Raw genomic sequence first — 19,677 nt, 5'->3', positions numbered from 1 at the left:
GGACCTGTCCCCGCTTTGGGGACTACTCGGTATTTGGTGAATGGCGTATGCCCTAGACTGGCTTGGGTCGTGGAACACTCCGTTCCTGCGTTCGTCCGAGCCCATCCGTCAAACCCACCACGCTGAAATCCATGAGCCCCCCTTCCTTCCTCCACTCACTCCGCCTCCATTCCGTCCTTACCCTGGCCATCTATGCGCTGTTCGCCAGCCGGTCGGCGCAGGCCGCCAATTCCACCTGGCTCAACACCGGTGCCACCGATGGGAACTGGAGCACCGCCTCCAACTGGGTGGGATCGGTCGTGCCGGGATCGACCTCCCTCACCACGTCAGCGGACGTGGCCACCTTCAGTTCCGCGGTGGGCACGTTCGGCACCACCGGCAATCCGATCATCATCAATTCGGCGACCCAGAACCTCGGCGGCATCACGTTCTCCGGAGCGTCGGGCAACTACTTCATCGGCACGACTGCTGGCAACGCCCTGAATCTGACCAACGGCGGGACGATTTCCATGACCGGGCTTTCGGGGACGAACGTCATCGGCACGATCAACGCACCGCTTTCCATTCAAGCCGCGGGAGGCAGCTACACCGTTTCCAACAACAGCAACAACGGCACCGGTTCCGGTGCGGGCACGCTTAACCTCGGCGGTGCCATTTCCGGTGCGGTGGCTGGCACCACCACGCTGACGCTGTCCGGCAGCAATACCAATCTCAACACCGTCAGCGGTGCCATCTCCAATGGCACCGCAACCAATCTGGCCCTCATCAAAACCGGCGCGGGCGTTTGGTCTCTGACCGGCGCGAACAGCCACACCGGCGCAACCACCGTCAACCAGGGAACACTCAATCTGACGGGCGCGGGCACCTTGGACGGTACTTCGGGAGTGACCGTCAGCGGTGCAACGCTGGTGGTCGGAGACACCGTCGCCACGACGAACAAAATCAATCCGGCTGCGGTGTTGAACCTGGGCGGCACATTCACCCTGACCAAGCCAACGACCGGGGTGTCCACCCAGACCTTTTCCTCTCTGACGCTCAGTCCCGGAGTCAGCACCATCAACAACACCAACGGCGCGGCGGCCCTGAGTTTCACCGGAGCCACGGGCGGTGCTTATGTCCGCAATGCCGGCGGCTTCTTCAGCTTTACCGCCGCTACCGCGAATTTCACCAATGCACCCACCGCGGCAGGCGGCAGCAGCGTCACCAACAGCGGCACGCCGACCAATGACATCCTGATCGGAGCCTCCTTCGGAACCACGGATTTCGTCAGCGCCGCCGCAGGAACCATCGCGGCGACCACCGCCTACACCGCGAATACAATGGGCACCGGGGTGAACACCAACATCACCACCAGCTCCACCCTGTCCGGGGACACCCAGAGCCTCCGCTTCGGGACCACCGGCGGCCAGACCCTCACCTTGAGCGGCCTCAGCACGATCGAGTCCGGCGGCATTCTCCAGGCCGTCTCCGGCACGTCTGTCATCACCGGCGGCTCGATCCAAGCCGCCAGCGGCAAGAATCTCTGGATCTACGGGAACACCGGCAACAACCTGAATATTTCCTCCATCATTGCCGACAACGGAACTTCCGGTTTCGAAAAGTACGGCACCAACACGGTGAATCTGTCCGGAGCCAACACCTTTGCCGGGCAGATCTGGCTCAGCGGCGGCTTCCTCGGCATGAACTCCACCTCCGCCTTGGGCGCGGGCACCGCGGCGATCAATTTTGTCGGCGGCACCACGCTTCAGGCCAACACCAGCGGCATCAGCATTGCCCGCAACATCGTGGTTTACACCGGCCAGACCGCCACCATCGCCACCAACGGCAACGACGTCACCCTCTCGGGATCGATTTCCAACAACGTCGCCACCACCGGCACCTCCAACTTCACCAAAACCGGTCTGGGCAAGCTAACCCTGAGCGGCAACAGCACCTTCACCTCTCCGGTCGCGCTGTCGCTCACCGGCGGTGAAATCGAGATCACCGGCTCCTACAACACCCAGGGCAATCTGGGCAACGCCTCGTCCACCGCCGGCATCACCTTCACCGTCAGCGGCTCCGGTGTGATGAGCAATACCGCCGTCGGCGGAGGAACCGGCGACTGGAATTTCGGGAACACCAATGGCGTCGCGGGAACGCCCACGGCCATCACCCTGAATCTTAAGGACAACGCCCAGATGACCGTGGGCAGCCGGCTGTTCATAGGCAAGGCGGACTACATCGTCGCAATCGGCAACCAGTCGGGCAACTCCACCCTGACCACCGGCATTCTGGCTCTGAACTCCGATGTAAAAACCGGCACGAGCAATATCTACAATCTGAATGGCGGCACCCTCAACACGTCGACCGGGGTCCAACTCGGGGCCGGCGGAGTCTTGAATCTCAATGGCGGCACCTCACGGGCCACCGGCAATGGTTCACTGTTTGCGGCGAGCGGCACCTCCATCGGCAGCGTGGTGGTCAAGACCGGTGGCGCCATCTTCAACACCAATGGTTTCACCACCACCGTGACACCGGCGCTTCCCTTGACCCATGACGCGGCCCTGGGTGCGACGGCCGATGGCGGTGTGACCAAGAACGGTGCCGGCACCCTGGTTCTCGGCGGGGTTTCCACCTACACCGGCACCACCACGGTCAATGCCGGCACCCTCACCGCCGGCAGCGCCGCCTCTTCATCCGCGACCATCACCACGGCGAACAACAGTTCCGCCGTCACCACCGCCACGACCGCGGGGCTGGCGATCGGACAGGCGGTTTCCGGACCGGGGATTCCCGCGAACACCTATATCACCGCCATCAACGTCAATGGCACCCAGTTCACCATCAGCGCCAACGCCACCACGGCACTGGGCGCGGGAACAGGCACCGGCACTTTCGCCGCGACCCAAGGCCTGGGCGGCGGCGCTGTGGTGCTGGCCAACACGGCAGGAGCGATCCTGAACCTCAGCGGTTCCACTCCCGTCGCCATCGCCTCCCTGTCCGGCGGCGGAGCTTCGGGCGGCAATGTCACCCTTGGCGCCGCCACCCTGAATACCGGCAGCGGCAATACGTCCACGAGCTATTCCGGCATTCTCTCCGGCACCGGCGGTCTCACGAAGACCGGCACCGGCACGCAGACACTCACCGGCGCGAACACCTACACCGGCGCAACCAACATCAACGGTGGCACACTGGCCGTGAACGGCAGCCTCGCCGCCGGCAGTGCCGTGACGGTGGGTGCCTCCGGCTCTCTCGGCGGCAGCGGCACCGTGAATGGCACGGTCAATGCCTCGGGCACGATCGCTCCCGGCAACAGCGCCGGCACCCTCACCACCGGAGCCGCCACTCTCACCGGCACTCTCGCCGTGGAAATCGACGGCGCGACCGGCGACAAACTCCATTCCAACGGAGCGTTGAACATCAGCGGCGCGCAGCTCACCGTGTCGCTGCTGGCCGGAGGCTTCACCCAACCCTCCTATGTCATCGCCGAAGGCAGCAGCCTCACCGGCACCTTCGCCAGCGTTCCCGCCGGCTACAGCGTGACTTACTCCGCCACCCAGGCAACGCTGACTCAGACGAGCGGCAATTACGCCTCATGGGCTACCGCCAATGGCATTCCCGGCCAGCCTGCTTCCGGCGACTTCGACCACGACGGAATCTCCAATCTCGTCGAATACGCCTTGGGCACAAACCCGACCGTATCCACCCAGCCAGCCGGCACTTTCGCCTCCGGTGTGGTCACGTTCACCAAGGGCAGCGACGCCATTGCGAACAACGACGTGATCTTCGAAATTGAGAAGTCGACGGACCTCGGAATGTCCGATCCCTGGACCACCGTGGTGACCGAAGGCACGGCCGACGACACCCCGACGATCTCCTACGTGCTGCCCACCGGCCTGCCCAAGGTGTTCGTCCGCCTCAAGGTCACTCAAGTGGTGCCCTGATCCGCGATCTTTACAGGCCGCCTTCGAGCGGCCTGTAAAAACATCCCCTTACAACGATCCTGTGCGCCTGGGAACAGCCGCTTCTTGAGACTGAGGAATCCGGTGCCGCGGTGAAACCGTCGGCACCGGATTCATTTCTTAGCTTACACCGGCCATCGAATTGCCGCCGTGTATCTCAAAGGTCGGAGCGCCCTCTCAAACCGCCATGAAAAAATTGATCCAATTCCTGATTGCTGCCGCCTCTGTCCTGTCCACCGCCCATGCCGGTTCCAAACACAGCGCCACCAGCAAGTTTCCCTCATACGAAGGACGGGTGATGGCCGGATATCAAGGATGGTTCCGCGCTCCCGAGGATGGTTCAGGCAGCGGCTGGGGACATTATGGGGTCCGAGGGAAATTCGACATCAACCATCTCCACGTCGATCTTTGGCCGGATGTTTCGGAATACGGGAAAACCTACGAAACCGCCTTCAAGAACACCGATGGTTCCCCCGCGCGGGTCTTCAGCTCGTGGGATGAAAGCACGGTGGATCTTCACTTCAAGTGGATGAGGGACTACGGCATCGACGGTGCCTTCATGCAGCGTTTCATCGGTGCCACCCGCAGTCCGGAGCAAAGGACGGAATCCCGGGTGATACTGAACCACGCGCTGAACGCGTCCCGAAGGAAGGAACGCGCGATCGCTGTGATGTACGATCTTTCCGGTCTCGGTGCCACAGGGGATGACTGCTCCTCGGTGATCGAGGACTGGAAGGAACTCGTCGATCAAATGAAGATCACCTCCCTCGGCAATGATCAGACCTATCTGTATCATCGGGGAAAACCACTCGTCGCGATCTGGGGCCTCGGATTTCCCGACCGGCCCTATAACATCCGCACCATCGGCATTGAACGTCTGATCGACTTCCTCAAGAACGACCCCGAATACGGCGGCTGCTCGGTGATGCTGGGTGTTCCAACCTATTTCCGCGAATTGAACATTGATTGCCTGCCGGACCCATACCTTCACGAGATCATCGCCAAGGCGGACATCGTCCTGCCTTGGACTCCCCAGCGTTTCAGCCCGCTCCTCCACAATGAAATGGAGCGTTTCGGAACCCTGGTGAAAGGAGATGTCGCTTGGTGCGCCGAGCGGAAGGTGGACTACGTTCCCTGCATCTATCCAGGTTTCAGTTGGTATAACCTGAGCAAGCTTGAATTCGGCGGAGCCCATCCGCTCAATCAGATTCCCCGTCAGAAAGGCAAATTCTATTGGGATCTCATCAGCACCGCGATCGACTCGCAGGCGAAGATGCTCTACGTGGCGATGTTCGACGAAATGGACGAGGCCACCGCCATTTTCAAATGCACCAGCCATCCTCCGGTGGGTGCCGCCCTGACCGACTACGAAGGCATGGCCTCCGACCACTATCTTTGGCTGACCGGCCAAGGCGGGAAAATGCTCCGCAAGGAAATTCCCTTCACCAAGAAGATTCCCGCCCGCGTCAAGGAGGTCGCCGTGGGCCCAGTCGAACGGACAAAGTAGCAATTCCCGGGGGCCGAAAAACAGACATTCTCCGGTGTTGGGAAGAGGACCCGCCCGGCTGTCCACAGCGCCGATGTCCCCTCCTACTTCGAAGCGGTCCAAACGGAGCCCGATGGGCTCCGTCTTTCGTTTGGGGGCAGCCCCTCTTCCCTTCCGTTCAGTTTCCGGTCACCGAGATCTGGAGGAACAGGACCGCCTTGCCGTTGCGCGGGACGACCGCTTTCATCTGGCGGATGGTGCCGTTGTCGCTGACGACCACGGGCGTGACATTGGTGGAGGTCCACGTCTTCATGTCAGCCGATTGCCTCACTACGTAGCTGACGTTGGAAAGGTTCTTCGACATCGGGAAGGTCAGCTCGATGTTACCCTGGCCATCGGGCTTGCAGGCCATCGGGTTGCTCGGGTTGGCGGTGCCAGGAGCCTGGCCGAAGAAATACTCCAACAGGTTCTGGCAGCCGTCCTTGTCCGGATCCGCGTTCGGGCCGGTGACGAGGGAGTCAGTTTGCCCCGGGAAGACGGAGGCCGTCCACTGGCTGAAACTCTGCACCGGGCGCGCGCTGGCCTCGTTCGAATTCGCACTGGTTGCGTCGGGTTTCACCGCCGTCACGACGTAGTAGTAGTCCATGCCATTGGACAGGCCGGGATCGGTGAACGAGGTCGAGGTCAAGCCGGTGGCGGTCTCCGAGTAGCCAATGCCGCTGCTGGTGGAACGCATCACCTTGTAGCTCGTGGCACCGCTGACGGGAGTCCAGGCCAGCGCCACCTCACCATTGCCAGAGGTGGCCGTGAGACCGGACGGCGCGGGAATGAACGAGGGCGCGGCGAGCGTGACCTTCACCACACCGGAGGTGGAGGTATCGAAGACGGCGGAATAGCCGGAGCCGGTGGTGTCGTTCCACGTGAAGGTCGGTGAACCTGCGAGCGTGCCGGTGTAGGTCAGCAACGTGTAGGTGCCGGAGGCGAGCGTGCCGCCGAGCATGGCGGGCACCACGGTGATGGCTCCGGTGAGCGTGGAGGTGCCGGCAACGGTGAGCCCTTTCGTCGCGGAAGCGCCGACGCCGAGAGCCAACCGAGATCCCGAGGCGAGCGTGAGATTGCCCCCGAGGGTGCCAGAGCCGCCGACGGTCGCACCGGAAGCCACGGACACCGCCGTGGTGCCGAGCGAGCCGGTGACCAGCAGCGAGCCCGCGGAAACACTGGTCGCGCCGGTGTAGGTGCTGGCCCCGGTGAGTGTCCATGCGCCGGTGCCGCTCTTGGTGATCGCAGTGATGCCGGTGGCGTTCTTGATGGGACCATCGAAGGTGGCATCGGTGTTCGCGCCGCCGACGTTCCAGGTCATGGTGCGCCCCGCCGTGGGACCGCCCTTCAATTCGCCGGTGCCGGTGACCTCGCCGATGGTGTTGGTCAGGCCGCTCGGCCCGAAGTTCACCTGCATGTACATATACGTCCCGGTGCCCAGATTGATCCGCGCGGTGCCGAAGCCGTTGGTGTTGTTGATGCGGAAGTCGCCACCGTTCGGCCCCTTGGTCACGTTGACCAGACCGTTGAAGGCGCTCCAGTTTCCGATGATGTCGCAGCGGACGTAGTCGGTCTGGAAATTGAGCGTGCCGCTGCCGGTGACCGGACCGGAGATGACGCCACGCCCGAACCCGATCAACGTGCCGGCATTGCCCGCATCCACCTGGATGGCATTGGGAATGGTGCCCGCGCTGGTGCTGCTGGAGCCGAGGCTGAAGAGCTTCAAGGTGCCGCCGTTCAGCTTCACCAGTCCGGTGCCTAGGCCACCCGAATTGGTCGCCGCATCGCTGAGGACGATCGAACCCGCGGTGATCACCGAACCACCGGTGAAGACATTGGCCGCAGTGAGGGTGAGCGTGCCGGTGCCGCTCTTGGTGAGAACGGCAGCGCCATCGATGCCGCCGTTGGTCGCGGTGAGGGTGTAGTTCTTCGTGCTGTTCGCGACGCTGACCGCGCCCGGGCTGAGCGGGCCGGAAATGGAGACCGTGTTCACCGCGGAGGAATCATCGAACACCACGCTGTCGGGCGCGCTGAACACCTCCGTGCCACCATTGAGCAACCAGTTGCCAGAAACGGAATCCCAGGTACCGCTCGCAGCCCCGGTCCAGCTGAGCGTGGCCGCACCGCGCTTCACGGTGATCTTGATGACCCCCGCGGTGCTGGTGTCGAAGGTGGCCGTCTGGTTCGAACCCGGCGCGGGATTCCACACCAGCGTGGGCGTGCCTCCAAGCGTGCCGGAGTAGGTGGCGATGGTGTAGGTGCCCTGGGGGAAGACTCCCGCGCCCGGCACCGGAGTGATGACGATGGAGCCGTTGAGCGTGAGGTTGCCGGTGATATTGAGCCCATTGACCACGCCATTGGCGACGGTGAAGGCGAGCTTGCCGCCGCTCTGGATGGTCACGTCTCCGGTGATCGAGCCGCTGCCGCCCAGCGTCGCGCTGCTCTGCACGGTCACGGCGCTGCCGGTGAGCGATCCATTCACCACCAGCGCGCCGCCTTGGACGGTGGTCGCGCCGGTGTAGGTGTTCGCACCGGTGAGAGTCAGCGCGCCGGTGCCGACCTTCGTCAGAGCGGTGGGACCGGTGCCGTTTCCGATCACTCCCGCGAAGGTGGAGTCGGTGTTCCTGCTGCCCGCCTGCCAGACGAGGGTGCGCCCGGAGGTCGGGCCGCCGCGGAGGTTCGAGGTGGCAGTGCCGGACAGTTCGCCGACGCCCAGCGTGACCGTGCCGCTCATCGTGAGGTTGTAGTAGGCATACGCTCCATCGCCGAAGTTCATCGCGGCATTGGCGTAGCCGTTCGAGTTCGTGATGCGGAAATCCCCGAGCACGTTGATGTTGCCGGTGAAGGCGGACCAGTTGCCCTTCAGATCGGTCCGGACATAGGGCGAGTAGATCGTGAAATCGCCACCACCGGTCAGGCTGCCGGTGAGGCTGCAACGTCCGTCCGCATCAAGGCGGGCCACACCGCCCGCGGGCACCACCACGTTCCAAGCGGCGGTCTCGCTGGCCTGCACGTCCGCCATCGCGAGCGTGCCGTTGTTGATGGTCACGGTGCCGGTGCCGAGGCCGCTGGAGTTCGGGGTCGATCCGGCAAGGTAGATCTTGCCGCCGGTGATGACGGTGCCGCCGGTGTAGGTGTTCGCGCTGGCGAGCAAGAGCGTGCCGGGGCCGCTCTTCACCAAGCCGCCGCTGCCGCTGAGTGCACCGCTCACCTGGATCGAGCTGTTGGCCAGCACGATGTCGATGGTGCCGCCGGACGCGCCGAGCGTAATGTTGCGGTTGGTATTGGTCTGCGAGTCGATGAGCTGGAGCGTGCCGCCGTTGATGACCAGATTGCTCGCGGCGGAGCTGGAGGCTCCGATGGCGCTCGGCCCGCCCGCGTCGCCGAGTTCCGCCACGGCGAGCACCCCGCCATTGATCACGGTGGGACCGGTGTAGGTATTGTCCGTGGTGAGCGTGAGCGTGCCGGTGCCGGACTTCGTCAGGCCGCCGCTGCCGGTGAGGCCGCCCGCACCGCTGAAGGTGTAACTGGTGGCCGAGTTCACGGTCACGCCGCCAACTGGCAATGCGGTGGTGAGCGTGACGGTGGGGCTGGCAGCGCCGGTGGCATCGAAGGTCACGGTGTCTCCCGAAACGAAGACATCCGGCGATCCCGCGCGGAGCCAGTTCTGGCTGGCCGCGAGATCCCAATTGCCGCCGGTGCCACGCCACGTGACCGAGGCCGCGGCTCGGGTGGTTGGCACGGTGAGACGGATCGAACCGCTGTCCGCCGCCAGCGTGTAGGGCGTTCCCGCGGGCACGATCACGGAGAGGTTGGGTGTTCCACCGGTGAGCGTGCCGGTGTAGGTGGCGAGCGTGTAAGAGCCCGGCGCAAGCGCGGTGTTCAGCGGATTGATCACGAGCGAAACGGTGCCCGCGAGCGAAAGGTTTCCGGTGACGGCGATGCGGTCGTTGGCCTTGGCGGTGCCGGTTGGATCATCGGAGAGATCGAGGGCAAAGGTCGCGCCATCCTCGGCGGAGAGGCCATTGGCAAACGCCAGCGCGCCCGCGCTTCCCATCCCCGCGCCCGGCGTGACTGCGCCGCGGTATTTCACCGTGACCGCCTGGCCGAACTGGCCGGTGCCCGCAAGTCGTCCACCGGTATTGCCCGCGGCTCCGGCCCCGCCCCACGTGCCGCCCCACACGGTGACCGGGCTGCCCTGGAGGCCACCATTCACCACCAGCGCGCCGTCCCAGACGGTGGTCTTGCCGGTGAAGGAATGGGTACCGGACAGGGTGAGCGCGCCCTTCCCCGCCTTCATCAAGGTCATCGAGCCACCGAGGACACCAGAGCCGCTGAAGGTGTAATCCTTCGGGCTGTAAACGGTCAGAGCACCGGGTTGCAGGGTGCCATTAAGCATGACGGCGGTGGTATTCGATCCGGCGATATCGAAGCGCACGGTATCGCCATTCGCGAAATTACCAGCCGTGCCGTTGTTCAGCCACGCTTGGGTCGTGCCGGCATCCCACGTCATCGCGCCGGTGCCGCCGTTCCACACCAGCTTCGCGTCCACCATCGGTGGTGGCGGAGGCGGGGTCATGTCGGTGCCGAGATAATAGTCCACGTAGCTCGACTGCACGTAGCCTTTGGTGGTCGCCTGAATGCGATATTGCGGGTTCTGCATCAGGGTGTAGATGCGGAACGGCTGTCCGTTGCTGGTTTTCACGACGTCCGGAATCTTGGTCGTGTAGATGCGCAGCTCGGAGTTGTCGTTCGCCACCAGCACCATCTCCTCGCGCCAATCGCCGAGGATGTCTCCCCAGAACGCCGGTCGGCCGCCATCGGCCTGATACACCCCTGGCGAGGTTTCGTTGTAGATCGTGTAGGTGCGGTACTGGGTGTCCGGGTACCTCGGATCATACCAGGAAACCGCCGGAGCCGTGGCACCGCTACCCACCGTGGCGACAAACTGTCGGCACAGGTAGGGCTTGTTCAACCCGGGAATGGCGGTGTTGACGGTATTCGCGTCCACTCCCCACCAGATGGTTTCCGGAGGGAACGGCTGCCGGTTGACCAGCATGTTCCCCTTGCTATCGAACATCCCCGTCTGGGTGGAGAAGAACTCGCAGCCCTTGGTGGTCGGGATGAAATCGCCCACCGTCCCGCGGCCGACGTCGACCACGCCGCTCGCATACCACTTCTTGAGGACCGCGCTCTTGTCCGCCGCCTGATACACGGTCGCCAGTCCGGTGCCGTTGTTCTGCTGGATCAGGAAGGTTTCCAGTCCCGGGCGATCCGGGTCGATGTCGGTGACGTGGAAACGGTCGCCGTGCACCACCTCGTTGAGGACGCTGCCGTTCATCTGGCCGGAGCCATCGGACTTCAGCACGTGGCCGATGTCGCAATATTCGTCCTTGCCGTCGTTGTCCACGTCCGCGAGGCGGATCTGGTGGGCGGTGGCATAATGGCCGCTGAAGGGCCAGGTCCAGCGCTGCGAAAGCACGCCGTTGCGATAGTCCCACGTGGTGGCGACATTGTTGAAGCTTTGGTCCGGGTTGCGGTTCGAGGTGTGGAAGAACAGCGATGGGCGCATCCCGTCTGCATAGACGATGCCCATGTGGCCGTTCATGTGGGTTTTCGCGACCCAGGTGGACGGTACCGGGACTACCGCGCGCGCCTTTTCCGCGCCGGTCTGGCCATCGAGGATCGAGATATACTGCACCTCGTCATCCGGCGCGGTGAGCGTGGTGCCATTCGGAAACACAACGCCATTAGCGGTGCGCACGATCACCTCCGCCTTGCCGTCGCCATCGAGGTCGTAGACTGTCACGTTGTCGCCGTGGCCGATGCCGATCGAGGACGAACCCGGCGTGATGTTGTAATGGTCCACGCTGTTCGGCCCCATGTTCATCTGCCACAGCAGCGTGCCATCGCGCTTGTAGGCCTGGAGCCACTGGCGGGCCTCGACGCTGGGATTGCTGCGATCGACCACGAAATCGTATTCACCATCGCCATCGACATCGCCGACCCAGCAGAACTTCACGTCGAAGGAAACCCCGGCCGCCGCGTCATCCGGCGTCGGCTGCATCGGCACCGAGAGATATTGCCGGGTGGGCGCGTTCAATGCCAGGGTGTAGGGACCGCTGGCGAGGTTTGCCCAGGCATCCGCCACCTCCACGCCATTGAGCACGGTTTTCACCGAATAGGTGTAGGCGGTGGTGCTGAGGCTGCCGGGAGTGTCGACGTAGTTCGTGGTGGTGGTGATCGGCGAGGCATTCACCTTCACCGCGGTCGCGCCGTTGGCAGAGCGGTAGAGGTTGAAGGAGATGTCCTCGGGGTCATTTCCCAGCAACCGCCAGCCCACGTATACCTGCGTGCTGCTGGTGCGGATGGCCACCACGCCGCGGCCCAGCCGCTCCATCTGGCGCTGGCCGTGGGCGGGAATCAGGGAGAGGAGAAAACTACATAGGAGGCATGCAAGGGAACGTCGGTGAAACATGAGAGTTGGGTTTTTCAGTTTCGGGATTTTTGGACCCGCCGCGCGATCCACACGGCGAGGAAATAGACAGCGAGAATGGCGACCAGCAGCGACCAGCGCACATCGACCTGCGGTTCAACGGCGACCGGGAGAACCACCGCGGACGGAGAGGCGGGAGTGACCGGGGTCGCGGATGGAACAGACGTGGAGATGAGAGCCGTCAAAGGCAGACCGAAGGTGTCCTTGTCCGCGCCCTTCTTCAGAAGCGGGTTCAAACCGAGGACTTTGCCCGATTCATCGATCACCTCGATCGAGCCACCGTAGCCGATCGGCAGCTTGTCCAGATAGGCCGCGCGGAAGCCCAGCTTCGCGGCGTTCCCCACCGGGAAGATCATCGAGAATACCGCCTCCCCTTCCCGGATGGAAAAGAAGACCCGCTCCGCTTCCAGCCGCTTGCCATCGGCCGTCACTTCGTAAAGGCCAGCTCCCTCCGTCACCAGTTGCGGACGGAGCTCTTCCAGTGCGGCGATGCTGCCCGATGGATCCCCGACCATCCGCCCGGCGATCTCCAGCGACGCTACAACCGTCAGCTCCAACGTTTCGCCATCGAACCGGGCGTGGGCGCTGCTTTCATACGGCTGGTGCGCCTGCGCGATTCCCGCCATCATGAAGGTGGCAAGGATACCGTGGAATCGTTTCGGGATGGAGATCGTGGCAGGCATCGTCGGAAAGGATCAGCGGGCTTCGGGTTTTCCCTGCTCGTAAAGACGCGCGATGTCGTCGGCCCCGAGCGCGGTCGAGAGGATCGCGAGTTCATCAAGACAACCATCGAGCCCCGGCGGGGGAACTTCCGCGTTCTTCGCATAGCGGCCACCGATGTCAGCCACGCCAAGTTGGAGCGGAACCCGAGACGTTCGCGCGCTGGTGGCCACCGGTTCGCCGTTCACGTAATGCATCACGGTGCCGCTCACGCCATCGAACACGGTCGCCACGAACATCCACTTGCCGAGGTTCTCGCGCCGCACCACCCGCTCGGACCGGGAGATGGCCCAATCCCCCTCCGGGTTGTCCGTGGATTGCACGCAGAACCCGAGCGCGCCGTTTCCATAAAGGTACCAATGCACCTCTCCGGCACGGCGGCTGCGACCGATGACCAGCGGGTTGATGCCCTCGTGGATCTTCTCCACCTTCACCCAGGCAAAGAAGGTCATCGACTCGAACTGCCCGGGCAGCCCGAACTCCAACCGCGCCTCGTCGTTCGGAAACCCGAGCGCGCCCTTCCCCGGCCAACGCCCCGTGGCCGCCTGGCCGCCGAACATCCGGACATCCGATCCTTCCAGCGCCGGACGCGCGCGGTTCGGCATCACCGAGCCCGTCGCCCCTTCGAAATCCAAATGCAACACGGTGGCCGGATGTTGATCGATCCACTTCGCCTGCCTCCGCCACGCGCCGAGCAAGTCCCCCTTCGCGCGCAGTTCGCGGCACGCCAGTTCATCCTCGCTGAGAAACGCGAGCGGCTGCGCCGGGACCGCGGTCGCCACACCCCGCTCGATCCTCCGCGCCTGGTTCTGCACGAGGGATTCGATTTCTCCACGATGCGCGGCAGCTTCCAATTCCACCCGGCCTTCGATCACATGCAGCTCGCCGGTGCCGTTGCCCGCCACCTCGCAGCCAAACTCGGTGCCAACGTCCACGGCGGAAAACTGCGGCGTCTCCAGCTTGAAGCCATGGGCCGGTTCAGGGACATGGGCACGGGCGCGACCGAGACGCAGCACCCCGGCATTGTCACCCGTCACTTCAAAATCCGCGGGCCCTTCCACCACCACGCGGGCCCCGCGGTCCAGCGCCACCACGATCGCCCCTCGCTCGATCTGAAGACGTCCGGGTTTCAGGCGCGTGCCGGGCGTAAACCCCGGCGACTGCCAGGCCACGTCGACGGCCAGCTCAAGGGTCGCGATTTCCTCCACGTCTGCCACCGCGATGGCCACTCTCGGGCGAGTCTTCCAATACCCGAACGCGAGCGTCGCCATGATCGCCAGCACCGCCGCCGCTTGAACGAGGGGGGCGCACGCGGATTTCGTCTTCCGCGGAATCTGATAAACCCGGCGCGCGACGGGACGACGCGGCTGCGGCATCGCGATGGGAGTCACGCGGGCATGGGCCCTGGCCGCTTCCTTCCCCCACTCTTCCTCGCCCCATTGGCGGAACAGCGAGTGCCACTCCACCTCTTGCCAAAACGCTTTCCGTGCCTCGGCATCGACACGCAGCCATCCTTCCAGCTCCGCGATTTCCTCAGGCGATCCTTCACCCGCCAGGTAGCGTTGCACCAAGGTGCTCAAACGGGGCTCGCTCATGGTGCCACCTCCTCCCGGGCGAGATTCCGCTCGATGCACTCGCGCACCGCGGCGCGGGCACGGGAAAGCGCGACCTTCACCGCATTGACCGACCATCCCATCAGCGGGGCGATCTCACGCGGCGGATGCCCGTGTTGATAAAACAGCTCCAGGCACCGCCGGGCCTGCGGCCCGAGCTTCTTCATGCACGGCTGGATGAACCGCGCCCGCGGTTCGTTTGCCATGAAATCGGGAGCCTCCTCCGCCAGCAGCTCGACCACGTCCGACTGGAACGTCAGCGGCTCCCGGCCCGCATCCCGGATCGACGACAGCAGCTTGAAGCGCGCGATCGCGAACACCCAGGCGCGGAAGTTCGTTCCCTCCTGGAACCCATTCGCCTTTTCCACCACCGCCAGGAACGTTTCCTGCACCAGGTCATCGACGCGGTGGAAGTCCGCCGTCAGCCCAAGCAGATACCCGCGCAAAGGCACGATGTGCTTCACGAAGTGCTGCTGGACGAGCGCTTTGCGTTGTTCGTCGGCGTCGGACATTGGGTTTACGGGATAAAGTCCGGAACCGCTTCAATGGTTAGCAGGCAATATGTGGCATTTTGTTGTTTTTAGAGCGTTTTTGTGAATTAACCCGTTTGGATTATTGCCGAGGTGGTTGGCCTTCTGATTTCCTGCCAACCGGGGTGTCGTTTTGATGACCATCCCGCCTTGTTCACTACGGGTTCAAATGGCCGCCTTCGCCTTGATTAAGGCATGGACTTCAAGGAATTGCGGACGTTAGACAGAAGCTCTGCACAGCTTCGCTGAGGGGGCTGTAATCCTCCGATCCCAAAAGACCTAGACATGCAACGCATCCACCCGATCGCCATGGCCGCGATCCTCGGCGCTTCCGCCGCCTATTTCGTCCCGAACGTCCACGCCGACACCCAAACGCCCGCCAAGCCGGAAGCCGCCCCGGCGGTGAAGCCGCGGCCGTGGCCGCAGGATGGATCGGACATCCCGGCCGATTCCAAGGCGGTCTTCGGCACCCTGCCGAACGGCTTCCGCTACCTGATCTACCCGAACAGCGAGCCGCCGAAACGGGTGTCGCTGCGCATGCACATCGCCACCGGTTCGCTGATGGAGGCGGATGACCAGCAAGGCGTCGCCCATTTCCTGGAGCACATGGTCTTCAACGGCTCGAAGCACTACAAGCCGGACGAACTGGTGCCGGTGATGCAGCGCCTGGGCGTCGGCTTTGGCGCGCATGTCAATGCCTTCACCTCCTTCGACCAGACTGTCTACATGCTCGACCTGCCGGAGCTTTCCGAAGGCGTGCTTGATCTCGGCTTCAACGTGATGCGGGACTTCGGCGATGGTGCCCTGCTTCTCGACAAAGAGATCGACAACGAGCGCGGCGTGATCCTTTCCGAAAAGGTCAGCCGTGACAGCGTGCGGATGCGCCTGCAGGAGAAACAATTCGCGGAACTGCTGCCCGGCTCGCTGATCGCCAACCGCTTCCCGATCGGGAAGGAGGACGTGATTTCGAAAGCCCCCCGCGAGCGCTTCACCGATTACTACAACCGCTACTACACCCCCTCCCGCATGACCTTCGTCGTGGTGGGTGACGTGGACCCGGCGGTGATGAAGGAGCGCATCGTGCAGTCGTTCGGCTCGATGAAGAACCCGGAGAACCCCGGCAAGAATCCGGACCTCGGTCCGGTGAAATCGCCGGAGGGCCTGGTGGCCGCGGTGTTCACCGACAAGGAAGTCGCCTCCACCGAGCTCTCGCTGGTCTCGGTGCGCCCGTTTGAGAAGAAGCCGGACACCACCGCGAACCGCATCCAGGACATGCCGCTGGCGATGGCCCACGCGATGATCGGCCGCCGCTTCGACCGCCTCGCGAAAAAGGAAAACTCCCCGATCCTCGGCGGTGGTGCGGACAAGGACGATCTCTTCAACCACGCCGAACTCGGCAGCGTGGAAGTCACCGTGACCGATACCCGCTGGAAGGAAGCCCTGCCGGTGCTGGAGCAGGAATTCCGCCGCGCGATGGAATTCGGGTTCAACGAATCCGAACTGGCCGAAGCGAAGGCCAACCTCCTCAACGCCTACCAGCAGGCGGTGAAGACCAAGGCCACCCGCAAGTCCGACACGCTGGCCTCCGCCATCGCGCGCTCCATTCCGGAGGAAGGCGTGTTCTCCGATCCGGAGACCGACCTTGCGATCGCGCAGAAGGGGCTCGATGCCCTGAACATCACCGCCTGCCACGCGGCCTTGAAGGACTACTGGAAGGATGCCGGTCTGCACCTCATCCTCACCGCCAAGGAAGCTCCGGAGAGCGCGAAGGACGACCTCGCCGCGATTTACAAGGAATCCCACGCCAAACCGGTGACCGCCTCGGAGGCGACCAAGGCCGTGCCCTTCGGCTACACTGATTTCGGTCCGGCCGGAAAGGTCGTGACCGAGAAAAAGGTCGAGGACCTCGGCATCACCCAGCTCGTGCTTTCCAACAATGTGCGGGTAAACCTGAAGAAGACCGCCTTCGACAAGGACCAGATCCAGCTCGTCGCCCGCATCGGGTCCGGCCAGCTCACCCAGCCGAAGGACAAACCCGGCCTCGGCATGCTGGCCAAGGCCCTGCTCGGCGGCGGCGGCCTCGGCAAGCACTCGGCGGATGACCTCGAGCAGATCCTCGCCGGAAAGAACGTGGGCGCGACCATCGGGGTCGGCGAAGACGCCTTCATCCTCTCCGGCGGAGCCACCCCGGAGGACCTGGAGCTGGAGCTCCAGCTCGCCTGCGCCACGCTCACCGATCCAGGTTATCGCGAGGAAGCCCTGTGGCAGTTCCGCAAGGCGCTGCCGACCATCGACCAGCAGCTCAAGCACTCCACCGCGGGTCCGCAGACCGAGATGCAGTCGTGGCTGCACGGTGGCGACTCCCGCTTCACCATGCCCTCCATCGACAAGCTCGCGGGTTACTCGATCGACGACGTGAAAGCGTGGATCACCCCGGACCTCGCGAAGGGCTATCTGGAACTCAGCGTGGTGGGTGACTTCGACGAGGCCACCATCGTGCCGTTGCTGCTGAAGACCTTCGGCGCGCTGCCGGAACATGCCGCCACCAAGGCCCCGCTCGACGACCTCCGCAAGGTGGACGTGCCGGACGCCCCGATCACCAAGACCTTCACCTTCGACAGCAAGATTCCAACCGCGATCTCGATCTCGCTGTGGCCGACCGATGGCGCGCGCGGAAACACCAAGGAGATGCGCCGTCTCAATATCCTGGCCGACATCTACGGCGACCGCCTCCGTGAGGAGATCCGCGAGAAGCTCGGCGCGTCCTACAGCCCGCGTGGCAAGGTCGATGGTTCCGATGCCCTGATCGGCTTCGGCTTCCTCTCCGGAAACGCCACCGCCAAGCCCGAGGACGTGGATCGCCTCAACGGCGTCATGCGCGATCTGGCCGACAAACTGGCCAAGGAAGGCGCTACCGCCGATGAGCTGGATCGCGCCAAAAAGCCGGTGCTGGCCTCGCTGGACAAGACCAACCGCACCAACGGCTACTGGCTCGGCACCGTGCTGTCCCAGGCCCAGGAGGACCCGGCGAAACTCGAAGCCGCCCGCGAGCGCGACAACGACTACCGCTCGATCACGCTCGAGGAGGTCAACGCTCTGGCGAAGAAATACCTCGGCGCGGACAAGGCGTTGAGCGTCGGCATCAAGCCGGCGGAATAGTTCACCGCTTCCGGCCATTCTTGCAAAACGCCGCGGTCCCCATGGATCGCGGCGTTTTTCATATCATGCGGGCCGCCGTTTCCGGAACAGCGCGCTCGCCGCGATGCCGAGGCCGCCCACCACGAACAGGGCCGGGAACCAGATCGAATACAAGGGGGCCTGTGAATCGGTCTTCAGGATCGCGAACCCCGGCTCGTCCGGATTGACCCGGCAGACGAACTGCCCTTCCACCGGATAGGCCTTCACATCCTCCTCGGCTGCCCCCCGGCGCGAGGACCACGGGCTTTCCCGCCAGGTCCAGTGCGTCGAAGTGTAACGCGTCCCCTGCCACTCGTAGCCATAGAGCACCGCGAACCGGAACTCGGGCGCGGAGTTGGGATCGATCCGGCGCTCCTCAATGCCCGAGGAAAGGATCGTGCACGGCACCTCCGGCCACGCCCGCATGTGGTGCGCCCGGTCGTAGGACCGCCACATCAACCAACAGAAGAACGAGCCCGCGAGCGCGAGCGCCATGCCGATCATCGCGAGGTAGAGCCGACCGGCCACAGAACCGCTTGCCATGCCGGGTGCATAGACCGGTCGCGCCACGGCTGCAACCCGAGTTACCGATGGCCAGCGTTCAAATGAGGTGCCACCCTCGGTCCCGGCACCCCGATGAAACGCCATCCGTTCATTCTCTCAATCTCCTTCCGGACGCTCCGTGCGGCCTGCGCGGCCATCCTCGTCAGTTGCACATCTTCCGCCCCACCAGTTTCAGAATCGGCCCCCGTTCCTTTCCGCTACCACGGCAAGGTGGAGCAACGCTTGACGAAGGCGCCGTTCCCGAACCGCGAACGTTATCTCACCTATCGCAGGGACGACGCGCCTCTCCAGATCGGTCCGTTTCCCGCGGAAAACCCGATGATGTCCCGTCTATTGGCGGACAGCAACTATCGGCCCACCGAGGCCATGACGCGGGCGGTGATGGATCTCGCCTTCGGAGGCATCAACAACGCCTGTCCGGATGGAAACCGTTTCCGTCTGGGCCGGGATCGAGTGGAGATGGATACCGTGGGACCGGATGGTTACCTGTGGAGGGCCCGGATCACCCTGAAGGACGGAAGGGCTACCGGCATGAGTTTGGAGCAAAAATCCAAGCGATACCCGGAACTGATGCTGTGTGGAAGTTGACGGTTATCCCTGTTCCTCCCCGGGGTTTTGCTTGGCCGCCGGGCTCGCCCTGATACCAAGGAGCCATGAGCGACACCGCCGCACGCATCCCTGAAGACCTGAAAACCGCCATGAAGGCCAAGGACACCGTGGCCCTCAACGCCCTGCGTGCCCTCAAAACCGCTCTGACCAATGCCGCGATCGAAAAGGGCGGCCTCGGCACCCAGCTCGACGAACCGGAAGTGCTGGCCGTGATCCGCAAGCAGCTCAAGCAGCGCCAGGACTCGATCGCCCAGTTCGAACAGCACGGTCGCCCGGAGTTGGCCGAGATCGAAAAGGCCGAGATCGCCGTGCTTTCCAAGTATCTTCCCGCCGCCCTGACCGAGGAGCAGATCCTCGAAATCGTCGAGCAGGCGGTGGCCCATACCGGTGCCACCGGCAAGGCCGACATGGGCAAGGTGATGAAACGGGCCCAGGAACTGGCCGATGGCCGCGCCGACGGCAAGGTCCTGTCCGGTGCCGTGATGAAACGCCTCTCCTGAGC

General features: G+C 63.9%; 10 protein-coding genes. 5 read left to right on the top strand and 5 right to left on the bottom strand.

The window, feature by feature from the left end; translation table 11 throughout:
* The first annotated feature begins 131 nt into the window (after positions 1 to 131).
* Together llg_RS16460 and llg_RS16455 are read left to right on the top strand one after the other, a co-directional pair.
* Positions 132 to 3,923, top strand: coding sequence for an autotransporter-associated beta strand repeat-containing protein (locus llg_RS16460; protein WP_338285819.1), 3,792 nt, complete (start codon positions 132 to 134; stop codon positions 3,921 to 3,923).
* A gap of 205 nt (positions 3,924 to 4,128) precedes the next feature.
* Positions 4,129 to 5,448 (top strand): glycoside hydrolase family 71/99-like protein, encoded by a 1,320-nt coding sequence (locus tag llg_RS16455; RefSeq protein ID WP_338285818.1) that lies wholly within the window; start codon positions 4,129 to 4,131, stop codon positions 5,446 to 5,448.
* Between the two features lie 157 nt (positions 5,449 to 5,605).
* Here llg_RS16455 and llg_RS16450 read toward each other — a convergent pair whose 3' ends face one another.
* Genes llg_RS16450 through llg_RS16435 form a run of 4 tightly spaced genes read right to left on the bottom strand, consistent with a single transcriptional unit; the run spans position 5,606 to position 14,807 of the window.
* The gene (locus tag llg_RS16450; protein WP_338285817.1) at positions 5,606 to 11,944 is read right to left on the bottom strand and encodes an autotransporter-associated beta strand repeat-containing protein; all 6,339 of its coding nucleotides are present in this window, start codon (positions 11,942 to 11,944) and stop codon (positions 5,606 to 5,608) included.
* Between the two features lie 14 nt (positions 11,945 to 11,958).
* The gene (locus tag llg_RS16445; protein WP_338285816.1) at positions 11,959 to 12,645 is read right to left on the bottom strand and encodes a hypothetical protein; all 687 of its coding nucleotides are present in this window, start codon (positions 12,643 to 12,645) and stop codon (positions 11,959 to 11,961) included.
* A gap of 12 nt (positions 12,646 to 12,657) precedes the next feature.
* The gene (locus llg_RS16440; RefSeq protein ID WP_338285815.1) at positions 12,658 to 14,277 is read right to left on the bottom strand and encodes a LamG-like jellyroll fold domain-containing protein; all 1,620 of its coding nucleotides are present in this window, start codon (positions 14,275 to 14,277) and stop codon (positions 12,658 to 12,660) included.
* Positions 14,274 to 14,807, bottom strand: a complete 534-nt coding sequence (locus llg_RS16435) for a sigma-70 family RNA polymerase sigma factor (protein ID WP_338285814.1) — start codon at positions 14,805 to 14,807, stop codon at positions 14,274 to 14,276. Before llg_RS16435 ends, llg_RS16440 begins: the two co-directional genes overlap by 4 nt.
* A 303-nt stretch (positions 14,808 to 15,110) precedes the next feature.
* Here llg_RS16435 and llg_RS16430 point away from each other — a divergent pair, with 303 nt between their 5' ends.
* Positions 15,111 to 17,984 carry an insulinase family protein gene (locus llg_RS16430; protein WP_338285813.1) on the top strand — a complete coding sequence of 958 codons (2,874 nt, stop codon included), beginning with the start codon at positions 15,111 to 15,113 and terminating at the stop codon, positions 17,982 to 17,984.
* A 63-nt stretch (positions 17,985 to 18,047) separates the two neighbouring features.
* Here llg_RS16430 and llg_RS16425 read toward each other — a convergent pair whose 3' ends face one another.
* Positions 18,048 to 18,545 carry a DUF3592 domain-containing protein gene (locus llg_RS16425; RefSeq protein WP_338285812.1) on the bottom strand — a complete coding sequence of 166 codons (498 nt, stop codon included), beginning with the start codon at positions 18,543 to 18,545 and terminating at the stop codon, positions 18,048 to 18,050.
* A gap of 93 nt (positions 18,546 to 18,638) precedes the next feature.
* Between llg_RS16425 and llg_RS16420 the strand changes: the two genes are divergently transcribed.
* Both llg_RS16420 and llg_RS16415 read left to right on the top strand, forming a co-directional pair.
* Positions 18,639 to 19,154, top strand: a complete 516-nt coding sequence (locus llg_RS16420) for a hypothetical protein (RefSeq protein ID WP_338285811.1) — start codon at positions 18,639 to 18,641, stop codon at positions 19,152 to 19,154.
* A gap of 65 nt (positions 19,155 to 19,219) precedes the next feature.
* Entirely contained in the window at positions 19,220 to 19,675 is a 456-nt protein-coding gene (locus llg_RS16415; protein WP_338285810.1) for a GatB/YqeY domain-containing protein, read from the top strand.
* Positions 19,676 to 19,677 lie beyond the last annotated feature (2 nt).

This window comes from Luteolibacter sp. LG18, assembly GCF_036322585.1.
Taxonomy (GTDB): Bacteria; Verrucomicrobiota; Verrucomicrobiia; order Verrucomicrobiales; family Akkermansiaceae; genus Luteolibacter.
The sequence above is the reverse complement of the archived record's forward strand: the minus strand, read 5'-3'. Positions and strand labels throughout refer to the sequence as shown.